General features: G+C 39.4%; 20 protein-coding genes and 1 tRNA gene. 18 read left to right on the plus strand and 3 right to left on the minus strand.

Annotated features, from left to right (window positions below; translation table 11 throughout):
* Nucleotides 1–48 precede the first annotated feature (48 nt).
* The 11 genes from CZ225_RS00265 to CZ225_RS00315 all read left to right on the plus strand — a co-directional run bounded on the left by CZ225_RS00265 (nt 49) and on the right by CZ225_RS00315 (nt 14,494).
* Nucleotides 49–2,178 carry a penicillin-binding protein gene (locus CZ225_RS00265; protein ID WP_077152553.1) on the plus strand — a complete coding sequence of 710 codons (2,130 nt, stop codon included), beginning with the start codon at nt 49–51 and terminating at the stop codon, nt 2,176–2,178.
* A gap of 29 nt (nt 2,179–2,207) precedes the next feature.
* On the plus strand, nt 2,208–3,656 hold the full coding sequence (locus CZ225_RS00270; RefSeq protein ID WP_077155615.1) for a UDP-N-acetylmuramoyl-L-alanyl-D-glutamate--2,6-diaminopimelate ligase: 1,449 nt from the start codon (nt 2,208–2,210) through the stop codon (nt 3,654–3,656).
* A 66-nt stretch (nt 3,657–3,722) separates the two neighbouring features.
* Entirely contained in the window at nt 3,723–4,991 is a 1,269-nt protein-coding gene (gene mraY / locus CZ225_RS00275) for a phospho-N-acetylmuramoyl-pentapeptide-transferase (RefSeq protein ID WP_077152554.1), read from the plus strand.
* A gap of 126 nt (nt 4,992–5,117) precedes the next feature.
* Nucleotides 5,118–6,515, plus strand: a complete 1,398-nt coding sequence (murD, locus tag CZ225_RS00280; protein ID WP_234982965.1) for a UDP-N-acetylmuramoyl-L-alanine--D-glutamate ligase — start codon at nt 5,118–5,120, stop codon at nt 6,513–6,515.
* A 36-nt stretch (nt 6,516–6,551) separates the two neighbouring features.
* The gene (locus tag CZ225_RS00285) at nt 6,552–7,871 is read left to right on the plus strand and encodes an FtsW/RodA/SpoVE family cell cycle protein (RefSeq protein ID WP_077152555.1); all 1,320 of its coding nucleotides are present in this window, start codon (nt 6,552–6,554) and stop codon (nt 7,869–7,871) included.
* Between the two features lie 56 nt (nt 7,872–7,927).
* On the plus strand, nt 7,928–9,046 hold the full coding sequence (gene murG / locus CZ225_RS00290; protein WP_077152556.1) for an undecaprenyldiphospho-muramoylpentapeptide beta-N-acetylglucosaminyltransferase: 1,119 nt from the start codon (nt 7,928–7,930) through the stop codon (nt 9,044–9,046).
* Between the two features lie 37 nt (nt 9,047–9,083).
* Complete coding sequence (gene murC / locus CZ225_RS00295) at nt 9,084–10,472, plus strand: UDP-N-acetylmuramate--L-alanine ligase (protein ID WP_077152557.1); 1,389 nt, start codon at nt 9,084–9,086, stop codon at nt 10,470–10,472.
* Nucleotides 10,473–10,483: 11 nt separating this feature from the next.
* On the plus strand, nt 10,484–11,221 hold the full coding sequence (locus CZ225_RS00300) for a cell division protein FtsQ/DivIB (protein WP_077152558.1): 738 nt from the start codon (nt 10,484–10,486) through the stop codon (nt 11,219–11,221).
* A 16-nt stretch (nt 11,222–11,237) separates the two neighbouring features.
* Complete coding sequence (ftsA, locus tag CZ225_RS00305; RefSeq protein ID WP_077152559.1) at nt 11,238–12,695, plus strand: cell division protein FtsA; 1,458 nt, start codon at nt 11,238–11,240, stop codon at nt 12,693–12,695.
* Nucleotides 12,696–12,713: 18 nt separating this feature from the next.
* Nucleotides 12,714–14,024, plus strand: a complete 1,311-nt coding sequence (gene ftsZ, locus CZ225_RS00310) for a cell division protein FtsZ (protein WP_025074725.1) — start codon at nt 12,714–12,716, stop codon at nt 14,022–14,024.
* Between the two features lie 20 nt (nt 14,025–14,044).
* Nucleotides 14,045–14,494 (plus strand): GatB/YqeY domain-containing protein, encoded by a 450-nt coding sequence (locus CZ225_RS00315; RefSeq protein ID WP_077152560.1) that lies wholly within the window; start codon nt 14,045–14,047, stop codon nt 14,492–14,494.
* A 472-nt stretch (nt 14,495–14,966) separates the two neighbouring features.
* Here the strand turns inward: CZ225_RS00315 and recO are convergent, their stop codons facing one another.
* Nucleotides 14,967–15,695, minus strand: a complete 729-nt coding sequence (recO, locus tag CZ225_RS00320) for a DNA repair protein RecO (RefSeq protein ID WP_077155617.1) — start codon at nt 15,693–15,695, stop codon at nt 14,967–14,969.
* A gap of 620 nt (nt 15,696–16,315) precedes the next feature.
* Here recO and CZ225_RS00325 point away from each other — a divergent pair.
* From CZ225_RS00325 to CZ225_RS00350, 5 genes are all read left to right on the plus strand, one after another.
* Nucleotides 16,316–16,387, plus strand: a tRNA-Glu gene (locus CZ225_RS00325).
* A 40-nt stretch (nt 16,388–16,427) separates the two neighbouring features.
* Complete coding sequence (rpsT, locus tag CZ225_RS00330) at nt 16,428–16,682, plus strand: 30S ribosomal protein S20 (protein ID WP_077152561.1); 255 nt, start codon at nt 16,428–16,430, stop codon at nt 16,680–16,682.
* Nucleotides 16,683–16,880: 198 nt separating this feature from the next.
* Nucleotides 16,881–18,839 (plus strand): DNA topoisomerase (ATP-hydrolyzing) subunit B, encoded by a 1,959-nt coding sequence (gene gyrB / locus CZ225_RS00335; protein WP_077152562.1) that lies wholly within the window; start codon nt 16,881–16,883, stop codon nt 18,837–18,839.
* Between the two features lie 378 nt (nt 18,840–19,217).
* Nucleotides 19,218–19,679, plus strand: a complete 462-nt coding sequence (locus tag CZ225_RS00345) for a hypothetical protein (protein ID WP_077152563.1) — start codon at nt 19,218–19,220, stop codon at nt 19,677–19,679.
* An 84-nt stretch (nt 19,680–19,763) separates the two neighbouring features.
* Nucleotides 19,764–20,552, plus strand: a complete 789-nt coding sequence (locus CZ225_RS00350; RefSeq protein WP_449374841.1) for a retropepsin-like aspartic protease — start codon at nt 19,764–19,766, stop codon at nt 20,550–20,552.
* On the opposite strand, the gene CZ225_RS00355 is transcribed toward CZ225_RS00350, so the two are convergent.
* Nucleotides 20,549–21,130, minus strand: coding sequence for a DUF3109 family protein (locus CZ225_RS00355; protein WP_077152565.1), 582 nt, complete (start codon nt 21,128–21,130; stop codon nt 20,549–20,551). The genes CZ225_RS00350 and CZ225_RS00355 overlap by 4 nt on opposite strands.
* Nucleotides 21,131–21,229: 99 nt before the next feature.
* Here CZ225_RS00355 and CZ225_RS23550 point away from each other — a divergent pair, with 99 nt between their 5' ends.
* Nucleotides 21,230–21,400 (plus strand): hypothetical protein, encoded by a 171-nt coding sequence (locus CZ225_RS23550; RefSeq protein WP_159441736.1) that lies wholly within the window; start codon nt 21,230–21,232, stop codon nt 21,398–21,400.
* Nucleotides 21,401–21,481: 81 nt separating this feature from the next.
* Here the strand turns inward: CZ225_RS23550 and gpmI are convergent, their stop codons facing one another.
* On the minus strand, nt 21,482–22,996 hold the full coding sequence (gene gpmI / locus CZ225_RS00365) for a 2,3-bisphosphoglycerate-independent phosphoglycerate mutase (protein ID WP_077152567.1): 1,515 nt from the start codon (nt 22,994–22,996) through the stop codon (nt 21,482–21,484).
* Between the two features lie 160 nt (nt 22,997–23,156).
* Here gpmI and CZ225_RS00370 point away from each other — a divergent pair, with 160 nt between their 5' ends.
* Nucleotides 23,157–25,607, plus strand: a complete 2,451-nt coding sequence (locus tag CZ225_RS00370) for a TlpA family protein disulfide reductase (protein WP_077152568.1) — start codon at nt 23,157–23,159, stop codon at nt 25,605–25,607.
* Nucleotides 25,608–25,843 lie beyond the last annotated feature (236 nt).

Below are 25,843 nucleotides of genomic sequence, written 5' to 3' on the forward strand. Positions count from 1 at the left end.
TTGTAGTTTTAAAAGACAAGCACTGTGGCAGTTAATAAAAAAAACATAATGACCCGTTACTTCTTCGTCATACTGATTATGATATTGATAGGAGTGGCAATTGTCGTAAAGGGAGGCATCACTATGTTTGCCGATCGACAATACTGGCAGGATGTAGCCGACCGTTTCGTAAAAGAAAACGTAACGGTGAAGCCCAACCGCGGAAACATTATTTCTTCCGACGGCAAACTAATGGCAAGTTCTTTGCCTGAATATAAGATATATATGGACTTTATGTCCGGTGAAAAGGATGAAAAGAAAAAAATAAAAGATCAGGCACGACGTGATTCTATTCTGAAAGCAAACATGGATTCTATCTGTAAAGGACTCCACCAAATATTTCCGGATAAAAGTGCAGCAGAATTTAAAGCGCATCTCAAAAAAGGACGTCAGGCAAAAAGCCGTAACTACCTGATCTATCCGAAACGTATTTCATATATACAATATAAAGAGGTGAAACGTTTGCCCGTTTTTCGTTTGAATCCCTACAAAGGCGGATTTAAAGGACTGGCATTCAACCAACGCAAAAAACCATTCGGTTCATTGGCTGCACGTACTTTAGGTGATGTCTTTGCCGATACGGCACAAGGAGCTAAAAATGGAATTGAGCTTGCTTACGACACTATCCTGAAAGGACGCGACGGCTTGACTCATCGCCAGAAAGTGATGAATAAATATCTGAATATTGTAGATATCCCTCCGGTAGACGGCTGTGACTTGATTACTACTATTGATGTAGGTATGCAGGATATTTGTGAAAAAGCTTTAATAGACAAGCTGAAAGAAATTAATGCTAGTGTAGGCGTTGTTGTTTTAATGGAGGTTGCTACCGGAGAAGTAAAAGCTATCGTCAATATGATGAAAGGAAAAGATGGTGAATATTATGAAATGCGTAACAACGCTATAAGTGATATGCTAGAGCCAGGATCTACCTTCAAAACAGCTTCCATCATGGTAGCATTAGAAGATGGCTATATCACTCCTGACTACATTGTCGATACCGGTAATGGACAAAAGCCCATGCATGGACGTGTTATGAAAGACCATAACTGGCATCGCGGAGGATACGGAAAGTTAACTGTTACAGAGATTTTAGGAGTGTCTTCCAATGTCGGCACATCTAGTATTATCGACCACTTTTATAATAAGAATCCACAAAAATTCGTTGATGGGTTAAAGCGGATGAGCATCGACCAGACTCTTCATTTACAAATTTCAGGAGAAGGGAAGCCAAATATTCGTGGACCGAAAGAACGTTATTTTTCAAAAACCACTTTACCATGGATGAGTATCGGTTATGAAACACAGGTACCGCCCATAAACATCCTGACATTCTATAATGCAATTGCTAATAATGGCGTATCCATACGTCCGAAATTTGTAAAAGCAGCCATGAAAGATGGAGAAATGATACAAGAGTTCCCTACAGAAGTCATTAATCCTAAAATTTGTTCGGATAAAACATTAGCGCAAATCCAAGATATTTTGCGAAAAGTAGTAAGTGAAGGACTTGCTAAACCAGCAGGCAGCAAGCAGTTTCATGTATCAGGAAAAACCGGAACAGCTCAAATTTCGCAAGGAGCAGCTGGATACAAAACCGGAACAACAAATTATTTGGTTAGTTTTTGCGGATATTTTCCTTCTGAAACACCGAAATATAGCATGATTGTTTCCATACAAAAACCTGGGCTACCAGCCTCGGGAGGTTTGATGGCAGGTAGCGTATTCAGCAAAATAGCTGAAAGAGTCTATGCTAAAGACTTGCGACTGCCACTTACAAGTGCGATTGATACAAACAGTATCGTAATCCCAAACGTAAAAGCAGGAGAAATGCGATCTGCAAAACGGGTTTTGGATGAGTTGAATATCAAAACACAGGGTGAAATTGCCTCTTCAGGAAAGGAAGTATGGGGAAGTAGTCATGCAGCCCCACAAGCAGTGGTTCTGGAAAGCCGGAGTAACATGCAGAATTTTGTACCCAGCGTTATTGGCATGGGAGCAAAAGATGCAGTCTACTTACTTGAAAGCAAAGGGTTGAAGGTTCGCCTGGTGGGTGTCGGTAAAGTAAGAAGCCAATCTATAGCAAACGGAACCGTAGCGAAAAAAGGGCAAACAATTACATTGCAAATGAGGAATTAAAAATGAAAAAAGAAGAGCCAAATAAAGTTATGTTATTAAAAGAGTTACTGAAAGCAATACAACCGGTACAGATATCCGGAGATTCGGAAATTGAAATCACCGGGATCAACATAGACTCCCGCCTGGTGGAGAAAGGACATTTATTCATGGCTATGCGTGGCACACAGACTGACGGTCATGCCTACATACCTACTGCTATTGAAAAAGGAGCAGTAGCAATCCTTTGTGAAGACTTGCCGGAAGAGCCAAAAGCAGGAATTACATATATCCAGGTGAAAGACAGTGAAGATGCAGCAGGAAAGATTGCCACAACTTTCTATGGGAATCCAACCTCCAAATTGGAGCTGGTAGGTGTCACCGGAACAAATGGGAAGACTACGATTGCTACCTTATTATATAATACATTCCGTTACTTCGGATATAAAGTTGGACTAATCTCTACTGTCTGTAATTATATTGATGATGAGCCTGTTCCAACTGAGCATACTACTCCTGACCCTATTACACTAAATCAGTTGTTAGGACGAATGGCAGATGAAGGATGCAAATATGCTTTTATGGAAGTCAGTTCACATTCTATTACTCAGAAGCGGATTAGCGGATTAAAATTTGCAGGAGGTATTTTCACCAACCTGACTCGCGACCACTTGGACTATCATAAAACTGTAGAGAATTATCTGAAAGCCAAGAAGAAATTCTTTGATGAATTACCCAAAAACGCATTTAGCCTGACTAATCTAGATGATAAGAATGGATTAGTGATGACACAGAATACACGTTCCAAAGTATATACCTATTCATTAAGAAGCCTTAGTGACTTCAAAGGGCGGGTACTTGAATCGCATTTCGAAGGAATGCTGCTCGACTTTAATAACCACGAGTTAGCTGTTCAATTCATAGGCAAATTCAATGCTTCCAATCTTTTAGCTGTATTTGGAGCTGCGGTATTATTAGGAAAGAAAGAAGAAGATGTATTACTGGCTCTGAGTACTTTGCACCCGGTAGCCGGACGTTTCGATGCAGTTCGTTCTCCGAAAGGATTTACTGCAATCGTAGACTACGCACATACTCCGGATGCACTTATCAATGTATTGAATGCAATTCATGGAGTTCTTGAAGGCAAGGGAAAAGTGATTACTGTGGTAGGTGCCGGTGGTAACCGTGATAAAGGCAAACGCCCCATCATGGCAAAAGAAGCCGCCAAAGCCAGCGACCGAGTTGTTATCACATCCGACAATCCACGTTTTGAAGAACCACAAGACATCATCAATGATATGCTTGCCGGACTAGATGCAGATGATTTAAAGAAAACCCTTAGTATCGCAGACCGTAAAGAAGCAATTCGTACAGCTTGTATGTTTGCTGAAAAAGGAGATGTAATTCTGGTTGCCGGAAAAGGGCACGAGAATTATCAGGAGATTAAAGGAGTGAAACATCATTTCGATGATAAAGAGGTATTGAAAGAGATTTTTAAATAATGAATCATTCTGCCGATAATTCATAAAGGACAGGCACAATGACACTTTGATAAACTGATAAATATTATGTTATACTATCTGTTTGAATGGCTACATAAGCTTAATTTTCCCGGAGCAGGAATGTTTGGATACACCTCATTCCGAGCTTTGATGGCAGTCATCCTTGCATTACTTATTTCAAGTATCTGGGGAGACAGATTCATTAATCTACTTAAGAAGAAGCAGATTACGGAGACCCAACGCGATGCAAAAATTGACCCATTTGGTGTTAATAAAGTAGGTGTACCGAGTATGGGAGGAGTCATCATTATCGTCGCTATTCTTATCCCATGTTTGCTATTAGGTAAGCTACACAATATATATATGATATTAATGTTGATTACCACCGTATGGTTGGGATCACTCGGATTTGCAGATGATTATATCAAAATATTCAAGAAAGACAAAGAAGGTCTACATGGAAAGTTTAAAATTATCGGTCAGGTAGGTTTAGGATTAATTGTAGGACTCACATTATACTTAAGCCCGGATGTGGTAATCCGGGAAAACATTGAAGTACATAAGCCCGGACAAGAAATGGAAGTAATACATGGAACCAATGACCTGAAATCCACTCAAACCACTATTCCTTTCTTTAAGAGTAACAACCTCGATTATGCAGATATCGTTGCCTTTATGGGTGACCATGCACAAGCAGCCGGATGGATATTGTTTGTCATCATCACAATCTTTGTTGTTACCGCCGTATCGAACGGAGCCAATCTAAATGACGGAATGGATGGAATGGCAGCAGGAAATTCCGCGATTATCGGTGTCACGTTAGGTATTTTAGCCTATGTATCATCCCATATTGAATTTGCCGGTTATTTGAATATCATGTATATTCCGGGATCGGAAGAACTAGTAATCTTTATTTGTGCCTTCATTGGTGCATTAATTGGTTTCTTATGGTACAATGCCTACCCGGCACAAGTCTTTATGGGAGATACAGGTAGTTTGACCATTGGAGGAATCATTGCCGTATTTGCTATCATTATTCATAAGGAATTACTGATTCCAATCCTTTGTGGTGTATTCCTGGTAGAGAATCTGTCGGTAATCCTGCAACGTTTCTACTACAAAATAGGAAAACGGAAAGGAGTAAAACAACGATTGTTCAAACGGGCCCCGATTCATGATCATTTCCGTACTTCCATGAATCTGGTAGAACCCGGTTGTACAGTGATGTTTACTAAACCGGAACAGTTGTTTCATGAATCAAAGATTACCGTTCGTTTCTGGATTGTAACCATCGTATTGGCAGCGATCACTATCATAACATTGAAAATAAGATAACATATAAAAGTAACAAGTATGAGGTATAAGCCGCAAGTACTCATGCCTGTTACTAATATAAACCAACACTTGCAGCAAAACTGAGTATTCAGTTATTATAACCAATACTCTTTTATCCTAGTATATATGAATACAGAAAACAGTAGCAAAGTTAATTTTGCTTCCTCTTCTTCGGAAAGAGCTGAAAAGAAGTCGAGAATTGTAATTTTAGGAGCTGGTGAAAGCGGAGCTGGTGCAGCCGTTCTTGCCAAGGTCAAGGGATTCGACACATTCGTTTCGGATATGTCCGCTATTAAGGACAATTATAAAGAACTGCTGGACAGCCATCAAATTGCTTGGGAAGAAGGGCACCACACAGAAGAACTTATTCTGAATGCTGACGAAGTGATTAAAAGTCCTGGCATACCGAATGATGCACCTATAATTTTGAAATTGAAAGCTCAAGGTACGCCAGTGATCTCCGAAATAGAATTTGCCGGACGTTATACAGATGCAAAGATGATTTGTATCACAGGATCTAACGGAAAGACTACCACTACTTCCCTAATCTATCATATTTTCAAAAGTGCAGGAGTAAATGTAGGTTTAGCCGGTAATATCGGAAAGAGTCTGGCTTTGCAGGTTGCTGAAGATGATCATGATTATTACATTATTGAATTGAGCTCATTCCAGCTGGATAACATGTATAATTTTCGTGCGAACATCGCCGTATTAATGAATATTACCCCTGATCATCTGGACCGTTACGACCATTGTATGCAGAATTACATTGATGCAAAATTCCGTATCACACAAAATCAGACACCAGACGATGCATTCATCTTCTGGAATGACGATCCCATTATCAAACGGGAGCTTGCGAAACATGGTTTGAAGGCTCACTTATACCCTTTTGCCGCTGTAAAAGAAGAAGGTGCTATCGCATACGTAGAGGACAAGGAAGTAAAGATAACAGAACCGATCACCTTCAACATGGAACAAGAAGAATTGGCTCTGACCGGACAACATAACCTATATAATTCCTTAGCAGCAGGAATCTCTGCCAACTTAGCCGGTATCACCAAAGAAAATATTCGGAAAGCACTTTCCGATTTCAAAGGTGTGGAACATCGTTTGGAGAAAGTAGCACGTGTACGTGGTATCGATTTCATCAATGACTCTAAAGCAACAAATGTCAATTCCTGCTGGTATGCTTTGCAAAGCATGACTACCAAAGTGGTATTGATTCTCGGTGGAAAGGACAAAGGCAATGACTATACGGAGATAGAAGACCTGGTACACGAAAAATGCTCGGCATTGGTATACCTAGGACTTCATAACGAAAAGTTGCATGATTGTTTCGACCATTTAGGTCTTCCGGTGGCTGACATACAAACGGGAATGAAAGACGCAGTAGAAGCAGCCTACAAACTAGCTCAAAAAGGTGAAACCGTATTATTAAGTCCTTGTTGTGCTTCATTCGACCTCTTTAAGAGTTACGAAGATCGCGGCGATCAATTTAAGAAGTACGTCCTCGCCCTTTAATTACCTATTTCTAATTTTTAATTCTTAATTAAAAAGATGGATTTATTAAAGAACATATTCAAAGGTGACAAGGTAATCTGGATTATTTTCCTCTGTCTCTGCCTCATCTCAATTATTGAGGTATTTTCGGCAGCTTCAACGCTTACCTATAAAAGCGGTGACCATTGGGGACCTATTACACAACACTCTATCATTCTGATGGTAGGTGCTGTAGTAGTGGTATTTCTACACAATGTTCCTTATAAATGGTTTCAGGTATTTCCTGTTTTCCTATACCCGCTTTCTCTAGTCTTATTGGCATTTGTTACGCTGATGGGTATCATTACAGGAGACCGTGTCAATGGAGCTGCTCGTTGGATGACTTTCATGGGACTACAATTCCAGCCTTCAGAGTTGGCAAAAATGGCGGTTATCATTGCTGTCTCATTCATTTTGTCTAAGAAACAGGATGATGAAGGAGCTAATCCGAAAGCCTTTAAATATATCATGATTATCACCGGACTGGTACTCATATTGATTGCACCGGAAAACCTTTCAACAGCTATGCTATTGTTTGGAGTGGTATTCATGATGATGTTCATCGGGAGAGTATCCTCCAAAAAATTATTAATGTTGATGGGAGGACTTGTACTCGTAGCAGGGCTTGGCGTAGGAACAGTAATTGCTATTCCTGCAAAAACATTGCACAATACTCCCGGACTCCATCGTTTGGAAACTTGGCAAAACCGTATCAAAGGTTTCTTTGACAAAGAAGACGTACCTGCTGCAAAATTTGATATTGACAAAGATGCACAGATCGCACATGCACGCATTGCTATTGCAACAAGCCATGTAGTCGGCAAAGGACCGGGAAACTCGATTCAACGTGACTTTCTTAGCCAAGCATTCTCCGACTTTATCTTTGCCATTGTTATCGAAGAGATGGGACTGATAGGAGGGGCATTTGTGGTATTCTTATATCTCTGTCTGTTAATGCGTGCAGGAAGAATCGCACAAAAATGTGAACGGACTTTTCCCGCCTTTCTTGTAATGGGAATTGCCATATTGCTAGTATCACAAGCGATATTAAATATGATGGTTGCCGTCGGATTGTTTCCTGTAACCGGACAACCTCTCCCCCTGATAAGTAAAGGAGGTACAAGTACATTAATTAATTGCGCTTATATCGGAATGATATTAAGCGTCAGCCGATATACTGCCCATTTGGAAGAACAAAAAGCACACGATGCACAGATTCAGATGCAAATAGCAACTGGTACCTCCGATTCGGAAGCACAGACAGCTGCTGAACCGACTGCACAGATTCTGAATAGCGATGCTAAGTTCGAAGATGAACAGGACAGTCATAATAGCTGATAGATCAGCAATAAAAGAAACGATGAACGGTGAACAGGAAAGAAGAAAGGATTAGTATGGAAAAAGAACTTAGAATTATCATCAGTGGTGGAGGAACGGGAGGTCATATTTTCCCGGCTGTATCCATCGCCAACGCAATAATCGAATTACGCCCGGATGCAAAAATACTTTTTGTAGGTGCCGAAGGACGAATGGAAATGCAACGGGTTCCCGATGCAGGTTATAAGATAATCGGGCTTCCAATTGCAGGATTCGATCGCAAACATCTATGGAAGAATATAGCTGTACTGATGAAATTGGCACGTAGTCAATGGAAAGCACGTAGTATCATCAAAAACTTCCGCCCACAAGTAGCGGTAGGTGTAGGAGGTTATGCCAGCGGTCCCACATTAAAGACAGCAGGAATGATGGGAGTTCCTACTTTAATCCAGGAACAGAACTCTTATGCAGGAGTAACAAATAAATTATTGGCACAGAAAGCCAGAAAGATATGTGTAGCATATGAAGGAATGGAGAAGTTTTTCCCTGGCGATAAAATCATTATGACAGGGAATCCGGTTCGCCAGAATTTGACAAAGGATATGCCTTCCAAAGACGAAGCACTCCGTTCATTTCATCTGCAATCCGGTAAGAAAACTGTATTAATTGTAGGAGGCAGCTTAGGAGCTCGTACTATTAATAATACATTGATAGCCGGATTATCTGTAATCAAGGCAAATAGCGATGTACAATTTATCTGGCAAACAGGAAAATTCTATCATCCGCAAGTCATGGAAGCCATAAAGGCCACAGGAAAACTGCCAAATTTATTTGTAACCGATTTCATCAAGGACATGGCTGCTGCATATGCTGCTGCCGATTTGATCATTTCACGTGCGGGAGCCGGCTCTATTTCTGAATTTTGCCTATTGAACAAGCCTGTTGTTTTGGTTCCTTCACCTAATGTTGCAGAGGATCATCAGACTAAAAACGCACTAGCACTTGTCAACAAGCAGGCTGCAATCTATGTGAAAGATAGCGAAGCCGAAAATACATTGCTGAATATAGCTTTAGCAACTGTAACAGATGATCGTAAATTGAAAGAGTTGAGTGAGAATATTGCCAAACTGGCTTTACCTGATTCTGCAAAAATCATTGCACAGGAAGTGATAAAGTTAGCAGAAGAATCTCTATAATCCATACCCGATATCATAAAATAAAACAGTGAAAACAATGAATATTGAATCCATAAAGTCAGTCTATTTCGTAGGTGCCGGAGGTATCGGCATGAGCGCACTCGTACGTTATTTCCTTTCCAAAGGGAAAATCGTAGCCGGATATGACCGTACCCCTACTCCATTGACTGAGAATCTTATTGCTGAAGGTGCACAAATACATTATGAAGAAAACGTTTGTCTGATTCCAGAAAGTTGCAAAGACAAAGAAACAACATTAGTGGTATTAACTCCTGCTATTCCTCATGAGCACGAGGAACTGGAGTATTTCCGTAATAATGGATTTGAGATACAAAAACGTGCACAGGTATTAGGAACAATCACTCGTTCGAGTAAAGGATTATGCGTAGCAGGTACACATGGTAAAACAACTACTTCTACTATGGCTGCACACCTGCTAAATCAATCACATATAGAATGTACCGCTTTTCTCGGAGGTATTTCTAAGAATTATGGTACTAATCTGTTGCTTTCCCAGAAAAGCCCCTACACAGTAATCGAAGCAGACGAGTTCGACCGTTCATTCCATTGGTTATCTCCTTATATGTCAGTCATCACAGCAACTGATCCTGACCATTTGGATATTTACGGAACAGAGAAAGCCTATTTGGAGAGCTTCGAACACTATACCACTCTGATCCAACCGGGAGGTGCATTGATTATCCGTAAAGGTATCGCTTTGCAACCTAAAGTACAAGCAGGGGTTCGTGTATATACATATTCACGCGACGAAGGAGACTTCCATGCTGAAAACATTCGCATCGGAAACGGAGAAATCTTCATCGACTTTGTCGCTCCTGATACGCGAATCAACGATATCCAGCTCGGAGTTCCTGTTAGTATCAATATCGAAAACGGAATAGCTGCGATGGCACTCGCCCACTTGAACGGAGTAACTGACGAAGAGATTAAACAAGGAATGTCAAGTTTCCATGGGGTAGACCGCCGTTTTGACTTTAAAATAAAGAACGACAAGATTGTATTCCTAAGCGACTACGCTCATCATCCTGCCGAAATCAAGCAAAGTGTACAGTCTATCCACGAACTTTATAAAGATAAGAAGATCACAGCGATCTTCCAGCCACATCTTTATACCCGTACTCGCGACTTTTACAAAGACTTTGCAGACAGCCTTTCCTTACTGGACGAAGTCATTTTGATAGACATCTATCCTGCTCGAGAGACACCTATTCCAGGTGTTACCAGCAAGCTGATTTATGATAATCTCCGCCCGGGTATTGAAAAAAGTATGTGTAAAAAGGAAGAAATACTGAACATTCTGAAAGATAAAAACATTGAAGTATTGATTACCTTAGGTGCCGGAGACATTGACAATTATGTTCCCGAAATAAAGAAACTATTGGATATGAAAGTTCTTCATTCTTAATTAATAATATTATGGTAAAGAGAATCCTTCTGTTCATTGTCATGCTGGTGCTTATAGCCTACCTCGGTATAGCTATAACTGCCTTCAACCGTAAGCCTGCCGATCAGACTTGCCGGGACGTGGAGTTAGTGATCAAGGATACCGCTTATGCAGGCTTTATCACCAAAGACGAATTGAAAGGTGTCCTTCAAAACAAAGGTATATATCCTATCGGGAAGAAGATGGAACGCATCTCCACTAAATCGTTGGAGCGCGAACTAAGTAAACACCCGCTCATTGCAGAAGCGGAATGCTATAAGACACCTAGCGGAAAGATCTGTGTTGAAGTAGCGCAACGCATTCCTATCCTTCGTGTTATGAGTAGCAACGGTGAAAATTACTATCTTGATAACAAAGGAACCATCATGCCACAAGATGCGAAATGTGTCGCTCACCGGGCAATTGTCACCGGAAACGTAGAAAAGTCGTTCGCAATGAAGGATTTATATAAGTTTGGTGTATTTTTGCAAAACAATAAGTTCTGGGATGCCCAGATAGAACAAATTAATGTGTTGTCCGACCGTACTATCGAACTGGTGCCACGTGTAGGAGATCACCTTGTCTATCTCGGAAAACTGGAGAATTTTGAAAATAAGCTTTCACGCCTAAAGATATTTTATGAGAAAGGACTCAATCAGGTAGGCTGGAACAAGTATTCACGCATCAATCTAGAGTTTAGTAACCAGATTATTTGTACAAAACGAGAATAATAACAAATAAAAAGATATGGCAACAACAGAATTTATCGCCGCGATTGAACTAGGTTCATCGAAGATAACCGGTGTGGCCGGAAAAAAGAACAGTGACGGAAGCATGCAGATTTTAGCATATGCGCAAGAAGACTCTTCAACGTTTATCCGTAAGGGAGTCATCTTTAACCTTGACAAAACTGCACAAAGCCTGACTTCTATCATTAACAGACTGGAAGGTGAATTGAATAACTCAATCGCCAAGGTATATGTAGGTATTGGTGGACAATCGCTCCGCACAGTCCGTAATGTAGTGAGTCGCGACCTGGAAGAGGAAGCCATCATATCGGAAGAACTTGTAAACGCTATCGGTGACGAGAATATCGCTATTCCGGTGGTTGATATGGATATATTGGATGTAGCACCACAAGAATATAAAGTAGGTAATAACTTACAAGCCAATCCGATTGGCCTAGTTGGAACCCATATTGAGGGGCGTTTCCTCAATATTGTGGCCCGTTCTTCTGTACGCAAAAACCTGGAACATTGTTTCCAACAAGCAAAAATCGAGATTGCCGATCAACTGATTGCACCATTGGTTACAGCGAATGCCGTATTAACAGAAAGCGAACGCCGTTCGGGATGTGCATTGATTGACTTCGGAGCTGATACAACAACCATCTCAATTTATAAAAATAATATTCTTCGTTTCCTGACTGTTCTTCCATTGGGAGGAAACAGTATCACACGTGATATCTGCACCCTGCAAATGGAGGAAGAAGAGGCAGAACGTCTGAAAAAAGCATACGGAGATGCATTATACGAAGAAGACGAGAACGAAGAACCCGCTACCTGCAAACTGGACGACGATAGCCGCACGATTGAGCTAGGTAAACTTAATAACATTATCGAAGCACGTGCCGAGGAAATCATAGCCAATGTATGGAATCAAATCCAGCTTTCAAGCTATGAAGACAAGTTGCTGGCTGGTATTATCATGATCGGTGGAGCAGCTAACCTGAAGAATCTGGATGAAATGTTACGCAGACGCAGCAAAATAGAAAAAATCCGACTAGCTAAATTGCCTCGTAATACAGTTCATGCTTCTAATAATATGCTAAAGAAAGACAGTTCTTTGAATACAGTCTTCGGGCTTCTTTTTGAAGGTAATCAGAACTGTTGTTTAACAGAGACTACTCATAAAGCTCCAGTTGCTGTTCCTAAAGCAGAACCGGAAATTCACCAGACAGTGGATATGTTCGAAGACGACAAAGAACTGCAAGAGCAAGCCCGATTAGCAAAAATCAAGAAAGACGAAGAAGAAAGAGAAGCCAGACAAGCTGCCAGAGATGCTGCTAAAGAAAAGGAGAGACTTCGCAAACTAAAGGAGAAAGAAGAAAAGGAAAAACGGAAACGGGAAGCCGGTCCAAGTTGGATCCAGCGAAAGATTGATTCGCTGACAAAGGAAATCTTCTCTGATGATGATATGAAATAATTCAAAATTCAATAAGATATGGACGAGATAGTACAATTTGATTTCCCGACCGACTCGCCGAAAATCATAAAAGTAATCGGTGTAGGTGGCGGTGGCGGTAACGCCGTAAACCATATGTACCGGGAAGGTATACATGACGTAACGTTCGTTCTTTGCAATACGGACAACCAAGCTTTGGCGGAATCACCTGTTCCGGTAAAACTGCAATTGGGCCGTAGCATTACACAAGGACTTGGTGCCGGCAACCGTCCCGAACGGGCACGAGATGCCGCTGAAGAGAGTATTGACGATATAAAAACTCTGTTGAATGATGGTACCAAAATGGTATTTATCACAGCTGGAATGGGAGGAGGTACCGGAACCGGTGCAGCTCCGGTTATTGCCCGTATCGCCAAAGAAATGGATATTCTTACGGTAGGTATTGTTACTATTCCATTCATCTTCGAAGGAGAAAAGAAGATTATTCAGGCGTTGGATGGTGTAGAACGTATCGCTCAGCATGTAGATGCATTGCTGGTCATCAATAACGAACGTTTACGTGAGATATATGCGGACCTTACCTTTATGAATGCATTTGGTAAGGCTGATGATACTTTGTCTATTGCTGCTAAAAGTATTGCTGAAATTATCACCATGCGCGGTACTGTCAATCTGGACTTTGCTGACGTAAAAACAATCCTGAAAGATGGTGGAGTTGCTATCATGAGTACAGGATTCGGAGAAGGAGAAAATCGCGTAACGAAAGCTATTGATGATGCACTGCACTCTCCATTGCTAAACAACAATGATATCTTCAATGCTAAAAAGGTAATGCTCAATGTTTCTTTCTGCTCAACATCCGAGTTGATGATGGAGGAAATGAACGAAGTGCATGAATTTATGAGTAAATTCCGCGAAGGAGTGGAAGTGATCTGGGGTGTCGCCATGGACAACTCACTGGAAAGCAAGGTAAAGATCACTGTATTAGCAACCGGATTCGGCGTAGAAGATGTACCGGGTATGGATAGTCTGCACGAAGCTCGAAGCCAGGAAGAAGAAGAACGTCAATTAATGCTGGAGGAAGAAAAAGAAAAGAACAAAGAACGTATCCGCAAGGCATATGGAGAAAGTGCTAATGGCATTGGTAGCAAGAGTCTCCGTAAACGCCGTCATATCTATCTTTTCAACATCGAAGATTTAGACAATGATGACATCATCGCTATGGTGGAAGACTCTCCTACTTACCAACGGGATAAAACGACTCTTACCAAAATTAAAACAAAAGCCGCTCTCGAAGAGGAAGTAGCAACAGAAGAAGCTACTGATAGTGACGGAGTGATTACTTTCTAGTAATTTAGATTAAAAAAGATATGGATTTATTTGAAAAAGTCAGCGAAGACATTAAAACCGCAATGAAGGCGAAAGATAAAGTAGCCTTGGAAACTCTGAGAAACATAAAAAAATTCTTCTTAGAGGCGAAAACAGCTCCAGGAGCTAATGATACATTGACAGATGATGCAGCCTTGAAAATTATTCAGAAATTGGTGAAACAAGGGAAAGATGCTGCTGAGATCTATATTGGACAAGGACGTCAGGATTTGGCTGATACAGAAATGGCGCAAGTTGCAGTAATGGAGACTTACTTACCCAAACAGATGTCTGCAGAAGAACTGGAAGCTGCTTTGAAAGAAATTATTGCAGAAACAGGTGCTACCAGTGGTAAAGATATGGGTAAAGTAATGGGCGTTGCTTCCAAGAAACTAGCCGGACTTGCTGAAGGTCGTGCTATCTCTGCTAAAGTAAAGGAACTCTTAGGATAAAATCGTTCTTTTTACACAGCAAGAAAATACTATAGTTCTATCGACTATCACCGGTAACGCAGAATCCCCTTATCCATTGAGGATGCAGAACGGTGATAGTTTTTTATATTCTCTGCCTATTACTTCTCCCTAACATAATTGAAGTGAACTTTTCTATTCATGAATTAGGAAGTTGTCTATTGATTTTTATCCGGAATTCAGGTATTACCACAGGAGATTTGCACAATACTGCTAAAGACGCATTAAAGACTTCCAGTACTCAAAACGAATTTCATAGTAAGTTGTTAAAGCAATGCCCGGAATAGATAAAGAACAATTAAGTAGCCAAAAACAAACCACATGTATGCCTACAATTAAAATCGAATTTAGGTCGCTCGCCGATTATTCGGGATTAATACCAATATTACTAAGCTTGTATACACGAGAATTAACAAAAAAATCACCTCATTAACAAGCCCTCTTTAAATAATTCTCAATCAAACAATTCTTTCAAAATCTCCAAAGATTTTAAAACCGGGAAATCCGGCAAATGCAAGCGATAATAGTCATTGATAATCGTTAGACAACGGATACGTTCCGCACGGCTCATCGTGAAAAGATGCATGGTATCATAGTTCATGCGCATCAGCCGGCAGAGATACCCCGCTTCTTCAGGATTAATATAAGAAGAATGTAATTGAGGACGTATAGAAGTAAAACAAGCATTCAACATATCGAAGTAATCACCAGCATGATAATCTTCCAAATTCGGGTAAAGTCCTAGGAAACGCGAAAGGCGCATCAAAAAAACTAAATGAAAATTAGCAAAGTTCTTCTTACACTCATCGAGCCATATGACCGAATGTTCCAAATAGGCAAATAACGGACGATTCTCCGCTTCCTCACGCATTGCCCGATAAAGAAATTCAGCTAGAAAAAGAGCCATCGACGATTTATACGGATCATACGGAATAGAGGAGAACGGATAGAAAGATTTCGCTTCCTTTATATGATAAAGTGTTGTATTTGGACGGTAATCGGCTTCAAACTCAATAAAAGCCAGTGGCTGAAATAGCACAGACTTAACAGCAGCTTTACGTGAACGTGGCACAGCTACCAGAAAAGAAGCTCTTCCAAATAGCTCTGTATATATATCTACAATAATAGACGTATCATTGTATTTAAGCGTGTGCAAAACTATTCCTCTTGTTTTTTGCAGCATAACATCCATTTATCCTATTCCGGTAGCAAAACTACAAAAAAAAGAGAAATGAACAACCATACACTTAGCGAAGATAATCATGCTTATCAATGGGATGTAAGATCTTAGGAGCTCATTTTTCTTAATTTTGAAAGTCCAACAAATCACCAATATCTATCAATCGAGGCTGTTTGCCTTCCTACTGAACAGAAAAACTTATTCAAGAATAACCAAAACTATCAATTTTTGAGATATTAGATATTAATAGCCAAGAAATTGAGTATTAATAATCAATATGTAGACTATTATTAATAGCAGAGATGCGAACTATAGTAAAATAACATCTTCTTAAAACGACAGATGAGTAATCTGCAAAATCTAGCTATATAATATAATAAGGTAGGTGTGAAACAAAATAATTTATTGCTTTCTATACAGAAACAAATCTTCAAAGGTAATAAACATCTATATTATATTGATTTTCAGGCAATATAAACAAATCACCACAAATAATTGGGAGTATTACTGATTTTTTTTCGCAAATAGTTTGTCAGTTTCAAAAAAGTTCCTACCTTTGCATCCGCAATCGAGAAACAATCCCTGCTTCGAGAAAGCAAACTGCAGAAATGCAACGACAGGATGGCCCGTTCGTCTATCGGTTAGGACGCAAGATTTTCATTCTTGAAAGGGGGGTTCGATTCCCCCACGGGCTACAAGTTAAAAGAATAAAGAACTAAAAATAGATTAGTCGAGATGGCAAATCACAAATCATCACTGAAAAGAATCAGACAAGAAGAAACAAGAAGACTTCATAACAGATATTATGGTAAGACCATGAGAAATGCTGTTAGAAAGCTTCGTGCAACTACCGATAAAGCAGAAGCAGTTGCAATGTATCCAGGCATTACAAAGATGTTGGATAAGTTAGCTAAAACGAATGTAATTCATAAAAACAAAGCTAACAATCTGAAATCTAAGCTGGCTCTTTATATCAATAAGCTCGCTTAATAATAGAAAATAAACAATTCTATATAGCATTCAGGCTGGACTTTTAAGTTCGGCCTTTTGTGTTTTAAGTCACTGATTATTAAGTTTGTTTCATAATAAAGAATACGCGCTTATTCTTTATTTTTTCACCTTTCATTCTTCGCCAAATCGACATTTTTCACTATATTTGCTCTGTTATTATAACTTAGAAAGGTAATTATGAGCGAAGAACAAATCACTCCCAATAACGGGTCATATTCTGCGGATAGTATCCAAGTATTGGAAGGTCTCGAAGCAGTAAGAAAACGCCCTGCGATGTACATTGGCGACATCAGCGTCAAGGGTCTTCATCATTTGGTATACGAAATCGTTGATAACTCTATTGACGAAGCATTGGCCGGATATTGCGACCACATTGAAGTAACTATCAACGAAGATAATTCAATCACAGTTCAGGACAACGGACGTGGTATCCCAGTCGATTATCATGAAAAAGAGAAAAAGTCGGCATTGGAAGTAGCCATGACTGTGTTGCACGCCGGAGGTAAATTCGACAAAGGTTCGTATAAAGTATCCGGAGGTTTGCATGGTGTAGGTATGTCTTGTGTGAACGCACTGTCTACACACATGACTACACAAGTATTCCGTAATGGAAAAATCTATCAACAGGAATACGAAATCGGCAAACCGCTTTATCCTGTGAAAGAAGTCGGCATTTCCGATATTACAGGTACTCGTCAACAATTCTGGCCGGACGATACTATCTTTACAGAAACAATATATGACTATAAAATTCTTGCAGCCCGTTTGCGTGAATTAGCTTATTTGAATGCAGGTCTTCGCATTTCTTTAACCGACCGTCGGGTAGTGAATGAAGACGGCAACTTCAAGAGTGAAAATTTCCATTCGGAAGAAGGCTTGAGAGAATTCGTACGTTTTATCGAATCCTCACGTGAACATTTGATCAATGATGTTATCTATCTGAACTCAGAGAAGCAGGGAATTCCTATTGAGGTAGCAATCATGTACAATACCGGATTCTCGGAAAATGTACATTCCTATGTCAATAATATTAATACCATCGAGGGTGGAACACATCTTGCAGGTTTCCGTCGTGCACTGACCCGTACACTGAAAAAATATGCAGAGGATAGCAAAATGCTGGAAAAAGTAAAAGTCGAGATCTCAGGAGACGACTTCCGCGAAGGACTGACTGCTGTTATTTCTGTAAAAGTAGCTGAACCACAGTTTGAAGGACAGACCAAAACGAAGTTGGGAAACAACGAAGTAATGGGAGCAGTAGACCAAGCTGTAGGCGAAGTTTTAGCTTACTACCTGGAAGAACATCCAAAAGAAGCAAAAACCATTGTAGACAAAGTGATTCTGGCAGCTACTGCACGCCATGCTGCAAGAAAAGCACGCGAGATGGTGCAGCGCAAGTCTCCAATGTCCGGAGGTGGTTTACCTGGTAAACTTGCTGACTGTTCGGACAAGGATCCTTCAAAATGTGAGTTATTCCTTGTCGAAGGTGATTCAGCAGGAGGTACTGCTAAACAAGGACGTAACCGTATGTTCCAAGCTATCCTTCCACTGCGTGGTAAAATCCTTAATGTGGAAAAAGCAATGTATCACAAAGCTTTGGAAAGCGATGAAATTCGCAACATATATACAGCTTTAGGTGTTACAATTGGTACGGAGGACGATAGCAAAGCTGCCAATATTGACAAGCTGCGCTATCACAAGATTATCATCATGACCGATGCCGACGTTGATGGTTCTCACATCGACACATTGATCATGACATTCTTCTTTCGCTATATGCCACAGATTATTCAGAATGGCTATCTGTACATTGCTACTCCCCCGCTCTACCTTTGCAAGAAAGGTAAAGTAGAAGAATATTGTTGGACAGACGCCCAACGCCAGAAGTTTATCGACACCTATGGTGGTGGTTCAGAAAACGCTATCCATACACAGCGATACAAAGGTTTGGGTGAGATGAACGCTCAACAATTATGGGAGACAACTATGGATCCGGAAAACCGTATGCTAAAACAAGTAAATATAGATAATGCCGCAGAAGCCGACTATGTTTTCTCTATGCTGATGGGAGAAGACGTAGGACCACGCCGCGAATTTATAGAAGAGAATGCAACGTATGCAAATATCGATGCATAATTTAGATAATACGTTTTTATAAACCAACCTCACATCTTACAACGAAGAAACGCCGGTTAATAAAGGAAAATCCTTTATGCCGGCGTTTTTCTTTTATTTTTAGCCAACTTTTCCTTAATAAAATCTAATGTTTAAAGATTTTTCCAATCCGATTCCCTACATTTGTATGCCACAAACGATAACGCCTATGAAAACTACCAATCCATTATTAAAAAAAATAAGACTCTTCCTGATCGTCTTGGCATCCTGCATTATAGTAACCTGTATTTTCCTCATTATTATTCATCCGAAAGTTTGGATAACACCGACATGCTTGATCATAGCTATGGCATTTTTATTAGTGATTCAATATAGAATCAAACATAAATATTCACACAAATGAGAAAAGTATTATTCATTATTGTACTGCTATTAAATATAACAATACTTCTTCATGCCCAACAAGCTGATGAGAAAATAGGAAACCTTATCAGTCAGGCTAAATGGTTCGAATTGCAACGAGAATATACTATTTATAAAGACTCCTTGTCTCCTTTTATTCATGATTTTGCGTGCAGCCTTCTTAGCTATTACTTTAATGAACCGGATGCACCTGAGAAATTGAGCGATATGATGAATAAACATGGACAAATGCTAGATTACAATAGCCAATTGAGTTATGGATATTTCATACATTCCTGCTATGCCCGAATGGGACAAAATAAGGCAGCAGCAGTCGTACTATCTGATATTATGAAACAATTGGAAGGCCATTTAGACGAAAACATGCAGTTGGAATATACTGATATGCTAAAATCATACCAAGTTTTGGCTAACGAAGGAAAAATCCTACAAGTCTAACGTCCAAATAAAGATGTAATCATTCCTATCACAGTCGATAGCGTAGGAAAATATAAACAAAAAGCGATTCACCTAAATGCCCAGATAAATGGAAAAGCACAGCAATTTCAATTGGATACTGGAGCCGGGCATAGTGTAGTTAGCCCTGAAATGGCGAAAGAATGTAACATGCGAATCATTAGAGACAGTATAAGGGTCGGTGGACTAAAAATAGGTTACGGACAACTAGCAATAGCCGATACATTTAGCATTGGTGACATAACAATTCACAAAGTCCCCTTCCTAGTACTGAATATGAAAACAAATAATGTAGCAGCAGACTCTTTTATGAACAGCCTGAAAAGCCTAATAGGAGCCGATTTGTTGGTTCGACTGGAGGAAATCAATATTAATTTTGATTCTCTACAAATAAAAATACCTCAAAAAACGACTCCCAACCCATTCGGGCATTCTAACTTAAGATTTAACAATGAACACTTATGGACAATAGAAGTAACGAATGGAACCGAAAATTTATCAATGCACTTTGACTGTGGAGCTACCGGAAGTTCTTTAACTGAAAAATATTTTAAAGAGCATCAGAATCAGATAGAGCAAACAGGCAAACAGGACACAGTAAGAATCGCTGGGTTTGGAGGTGTAATGAAAAAGGACATATACAAGCTACCGAACTTCTGCGTTTCTATTGATTCACTCGAAGCATGCCTCCCTGAAATTTTTGTATATATAGACAGAGACAGTGATGTTCCGAACGTAGTAGCGAACGAAGACGGCTGGTTCGGAATGGATTTATTTTATTCATATGGGAATGTCTTAATAAATCTAAAAGACATGTATGTGAAAACCACTCCCAAGAAACAGACTGATGGTTAAATCAGATGCTGTTTCTTCAGTTCTTCTACAGCTATTTCCAGTTCTTGGTACCACTCTGCTCCAAATTTACGAATTAAAGGTTCCTTTAAGAACTGATAGATAGCCACATTCTCTTTTTTCCCTAACAAGACAGCTGCTTTACACACATCCCAACGATGATAATTAACAGCTTTATATGGACCGTAATCACCAATCCGAATAGGATAAAGATGACAAGATATCGGTTTATAGAAATCTGTCTTTCCTTCGCGATAAGCCTTCTCGATAGCACAATAGCAATAGCCTTTATCATCATAACAAGTAAAAACACAATCTTTACCATTAACGATAGAGGTTACCAGATCCCCTTCCTCATCCGTATATACGACTCCCTGTTTTTCAATCATCGCACGTGCTTCAGGAGCCAATTCATCCCAAATTATAGGCAATACCTCCTCTAACTTTTCCACTTCATCCAGTTCTACCGGTGCACCAGCATCTCCTTCAATGCAACATTCGCCTTTACAAGCATCCAAATTACAAAGGAATTTTTCACGAAGCACATCCAAACTCACTACCACATCATCTATCTGAATCATATCTTCTTTTAATTGAACGTGCAAAAATACGAAAAAGTAGCAAAAGAGTTTTTTAAAATCCTATATTTGTATTTATTAAACTTCAAAAAACCTTTGCTTATGAAAGAACCATTATTAGTATTACTAATCGTCTCCTCTAACTGCTGGGAACAAAACAGGAAAGAGCTATCTCCTAAATTAGGAGAAACTATCGACTTAAGTAGTGAAGGAGAGAAATACGATGACACAGTTATTTCCAAGATATACATTGACGGAATCAATCATCATTAAAAAATTCTGATCATCATTAAAAAATAAAGGCTGTCTCCGCTCTACACGTAAGACAGCCTTTAGTTAATATCTATTAAGAATTTATTTAATCAATACATCACCGTTCATATCAGCCGGCATCTCCAGCCCCATTATCTTTAAGATAGTCGGCGCAACATCAGCCAGACGACCGTTCTCTACTTTCGCAGCCTTATTTTCTGTTACATAAACACAAGGAACAGGATTCAGAGAGTGAGCAGTGTTCGGAGTACCATCTTCGTTCAAAGCATGGTCAGCATTACCATGATCGGCAATGATAATCGCTTCATAATCTTGCGCTTTAGCAGCTTCAATTACATCCTTCACACAAGCATCTACAGCAACAACAGCTTTTTCAATTGCTTCATAAACCCCGGTATGTCCCACCATATCACCATTAGCAAAGTTTACTACGATAAAATCATATTTGTTTTCATTAATGGCAGCTACCAGTTTATCTTTTACCTCGTAAGCACTCATTTCCGGCTTCAAATCATAAGTAGCTACTTTCGGAGACGGGACAAGGATACGATCTTCTTTTTCAAACGGAGTTTCGCGACCACCGTTGAAGAAGAATGTAACATGCGCATACTTTTCTGTTTCCGCAATGTGCAACTGGCTCAATCCTTTTGAAGATAGATATTCGCCCAATGTATTCGCCACATTCTCCTTATCAAACAAGATATGAACGCCCTTAAAAGAAGCATCATACGGAGTCATACAATAATATTGCAAACCCGGAATAGTGTGCATACCTACTTCAGGCATATCCTGTTGAGTCAATACAACAGTCAATTCTTTTGCACGATCGTTACGGTAGTTGAAGAAGATTACCACATCACCTTCTTTGATAGTTCCGTCACAATTAGCATTCACAATCGGCTTGATAAATTCGTCAGTAACCCCCTCATCATAAGATTCTTGCATAGCTTGAACCATATCAGTTGCTTTTTTACCCTGACCGTTTACCAACAAATCATAGGCTTCTTTCACACGTTCCCAACGTTTGTCGCGATCCATTGCATAATAACGCCCAATGATAGAAGCAATTTTACCAGCAGACTTTTCGCAATGTGCAGAAAGTTCTTCAATAAAACCTTTACCACTCTTCGGGTCAGTGTCACGACCGTCCATGAAACAGTGAATGAAAGTATTTTCGACATTATATTCTTTAGCGATATCGCAAAGTTTGAATAAGTGAACCATTGAGCTATGTACTCCACCGTTAGAAGTCAATCCCATAAAATGTATGTTCTTCCCGTTTTCTTTTGCATAAGAAAAAGCAGAAACTATTTCCGGATTCTTCAAAATACTACCGTCAGCACATGCACGGTTAATCTTCACCAAATCCTGATAAACCACACGTCCGGCACCAATATTCAAGTGACCTACTTCTGAGTTACCCATCTGTCCATCGGGCAGACCAACATTTTCACCGCTTGCCTGAAGTTGAGAATGAGGATAATTGTTCATTAGATAATCCCAGTAAGGAGTGGGAGTGTTGAAGATTACGTCGTCTTTCTTTTGGTCGCCTAATCCCCAACCATCAAGGATCATTAAAAGGGCTTTCTTGCTCATACTATTTCAATATTTAAATTATCACTCTGATTTTCGGATGCAAAGGTACAAAAAAGTTAATTACGCAAACGTTTAATCTATGTTAAGTTGCAATGTACGAGAGTACTAACCTATCGATATTTTCCTTACCTTGTAAAAGTATCACTAACAAATCAATATTATGAAAAAGAATTTACTATGCCTTCTATTATTATTATCAGGGATACTGCATGCACAAATAATAGACAATCCTTCCTTCAAAGCCCGTTCTGGAAGCCGATCCAACATCACGCGTATTGAACGAACCTCTGAGAGCACACGCTTATATATACATGCTATCTTCCGTCCCCACTGGTGGATTAGAGAAGATGGAGACAATTATTTGGAAGACGCAGCAACCGGAAAGAAGTTCTTCTTTAAAGGTGCAGAAGGTATCGAGCTAAAAAAAGAAGTTTATATGCCCGCTTCCGGAGAAATGGATTATGTACTAATCTTTGATCCGTTACCCAAAGAGACACAAATCATACATTACCTCGACCCAAGTTCCTCAGAAGGAAATACTTATGACATCAATTTAGTTCCACCAAAGAAAAAAAAGCCTTCTCCTTTAGAAAGCATCAAAGGAAATTGGTATAAAACAGATTCTTCTAACACTTGGGAATATGGTATATATGATTCTCTAACCATTATGAATAACCGTATCTACGTCAACCAAAGTATCCGTAAAAAAGGAAAACGGATAGAAATGGTAGTAAAAGATAAAAAAGACGGAAATACAAGTACTCTTTTAATCAGTCCGAAAAAAGACGGGAATTGCCATATACAAGTAAACGGGAGCAACGAAGATATGTTTACCAGACAATTAAGACCCATCCGAACAATAGCATCCGATACAGGGTATAGCGATTTCTTCCATACAGATACTACTTGTTTGCAGGGATATATCAATGGATATGACTCTCGTTTAGGATTCGAAACAGGACTTATTTATTTCTCCAATGAAATCAACCGTGAAGATTATCCGACAGTAGTACAAATTCATCCTGACGGAAGCTTCGAATGTAAGTTTGTCATTCATCATCCTATTTCACAGTCCATAACGATCGGGAATAACTGGTTGCCCTTCTATATTGAACCCGGTCAGACGCTTACCATGTATATCGATTGGGAAGATATATTGGCACGTAGTCGTGCGCGCGACCGTAATTTTCCAATCAAAAACACCGCTTACATGGGACCGTCAGCCTCTTTATCATATCTGGCAAAAGATTGTAATTCTTTGATTTCTAATAATTACGAGGACATGTATAAATCACAAAAAGAACTGACTCCCAACCAATATAAAGAACATATTCAGCCTTTTATTTCTCAATGGGAACATATAGCCGACTCATTGATCCAGATTTATCAACCTTCAAAAAAGGCAATACGCCAGATAAAAAACAAAGTAAAATTGACAACAGGAATTGCCCTTTATGAGTTCCTATTAAGCAGAAATTACTATGCAAAAGAAGATACAACTAATGAAGCCTTAAAAGTTCAAGCAGATAATACCTATTTTAGTTTCCTGAATGACATGCCGCTCAACGATATAACAACACTTATAGAATCTTCAGATTGTAGCATATTCATTAATCGGTTTGAGTATATGGACCCTTTCAGAGAGACATACGGTTCTACAGCTCCCCAAGAGAACTATATAACATCTATCTATCCCAAGAAACCGATTTTGTCTTTTCTCAAAGAAAAAGGAGTTAAGCTAAATGCCGACCAAGAAACAATCAGAAAACGTCATGAGTCATTAGCGGGGAAAAAAGTAACTGTATCATTTAAAGAAATAGAAGAAGAGAATAAAAAACTAGGGAAATTGTACGAAGATGAAAGAGAACTTATTGACGAATACCTTACGCTACAGGAACAAATGGAAGAATCTCAAGAAGACAGAGACAAATCTAGAGTAAAAGAACAACTGGATGAAATACATAGGAAAGATTCCATACTCGCTTCATTATACAAAGAACCCAATCCATTACTTTGGCAAGTAGCCAAAGTACGTGCACTACGCTATAGCCTACAATCTATAAGTACCAAGCAAATAGCCAACCAATACATAGATGAATTCAAAAAGCAACTCACTCTTCCTTTTTTAGCAATGGAAGCAGAACGAATATTGGAAAGCACTCATCCTGAGAAAGAGGAAAAATCCTATCAATTACCTGAGGGAAAGGCAACTGACATATTCCGCAACATTATTAAAAACCACCCGAACAAAGTATTATTTGTTGATTTTTGGGCAACTAGCTGTGGACCATGCCGAGGAGGGATTGAAGCTACTGCTAACTTACGAAAAATATATAAGAATCATCCGGAATTTCAGTTCATCTACATTACCGGTGAAAAAGAGTCGCCAAGAAAAGCCTACGAAGAGTATGTGGAGAAGAACCTGAAAGGAGAAGCTAGTTATTATGTCACCGAAACTGAATATAACTACTTGCGCGAATTGTTCCATTTCAATGGTATTCCACATTATGAACTGGTAGAAAAGGACGGAAGCATTTCCCGGGATAATCAACATAGCTATACCATTCAGAATTATTTGGAGAATCGTTTCGGAATACCTAAAAAAGAATAATCAATGAACTGATTGTGATATTAACAAAGTACTCTATCTTCACAAGTAATCTTCTAAAGTCTCGAAGAGATAAAAAAAGGAAAAGAATAAATAAAAACAAATCCTAAAAAAGCGATGCAAATCCAGAACTCTTAACTGTTTTCCGTACTTTTGCATCGCTTTAAAATAAAATGATAGAATATGGACGATTCAAACCCACGAACGTGCACAATTAGTATTAATTAAAGCGAACAGAG

Source organism: Bacteroides bouchesdurhonensis, assembly GCF_900155865.1.
In the GTDB taxonomy this organism is placed as follows: Bacteria; Bacteroidota; Bacteroidia; order Bacteroidales; family Bacteroidaceae; genus Bacteroides; species Bacteroides bouchesdurhonensis.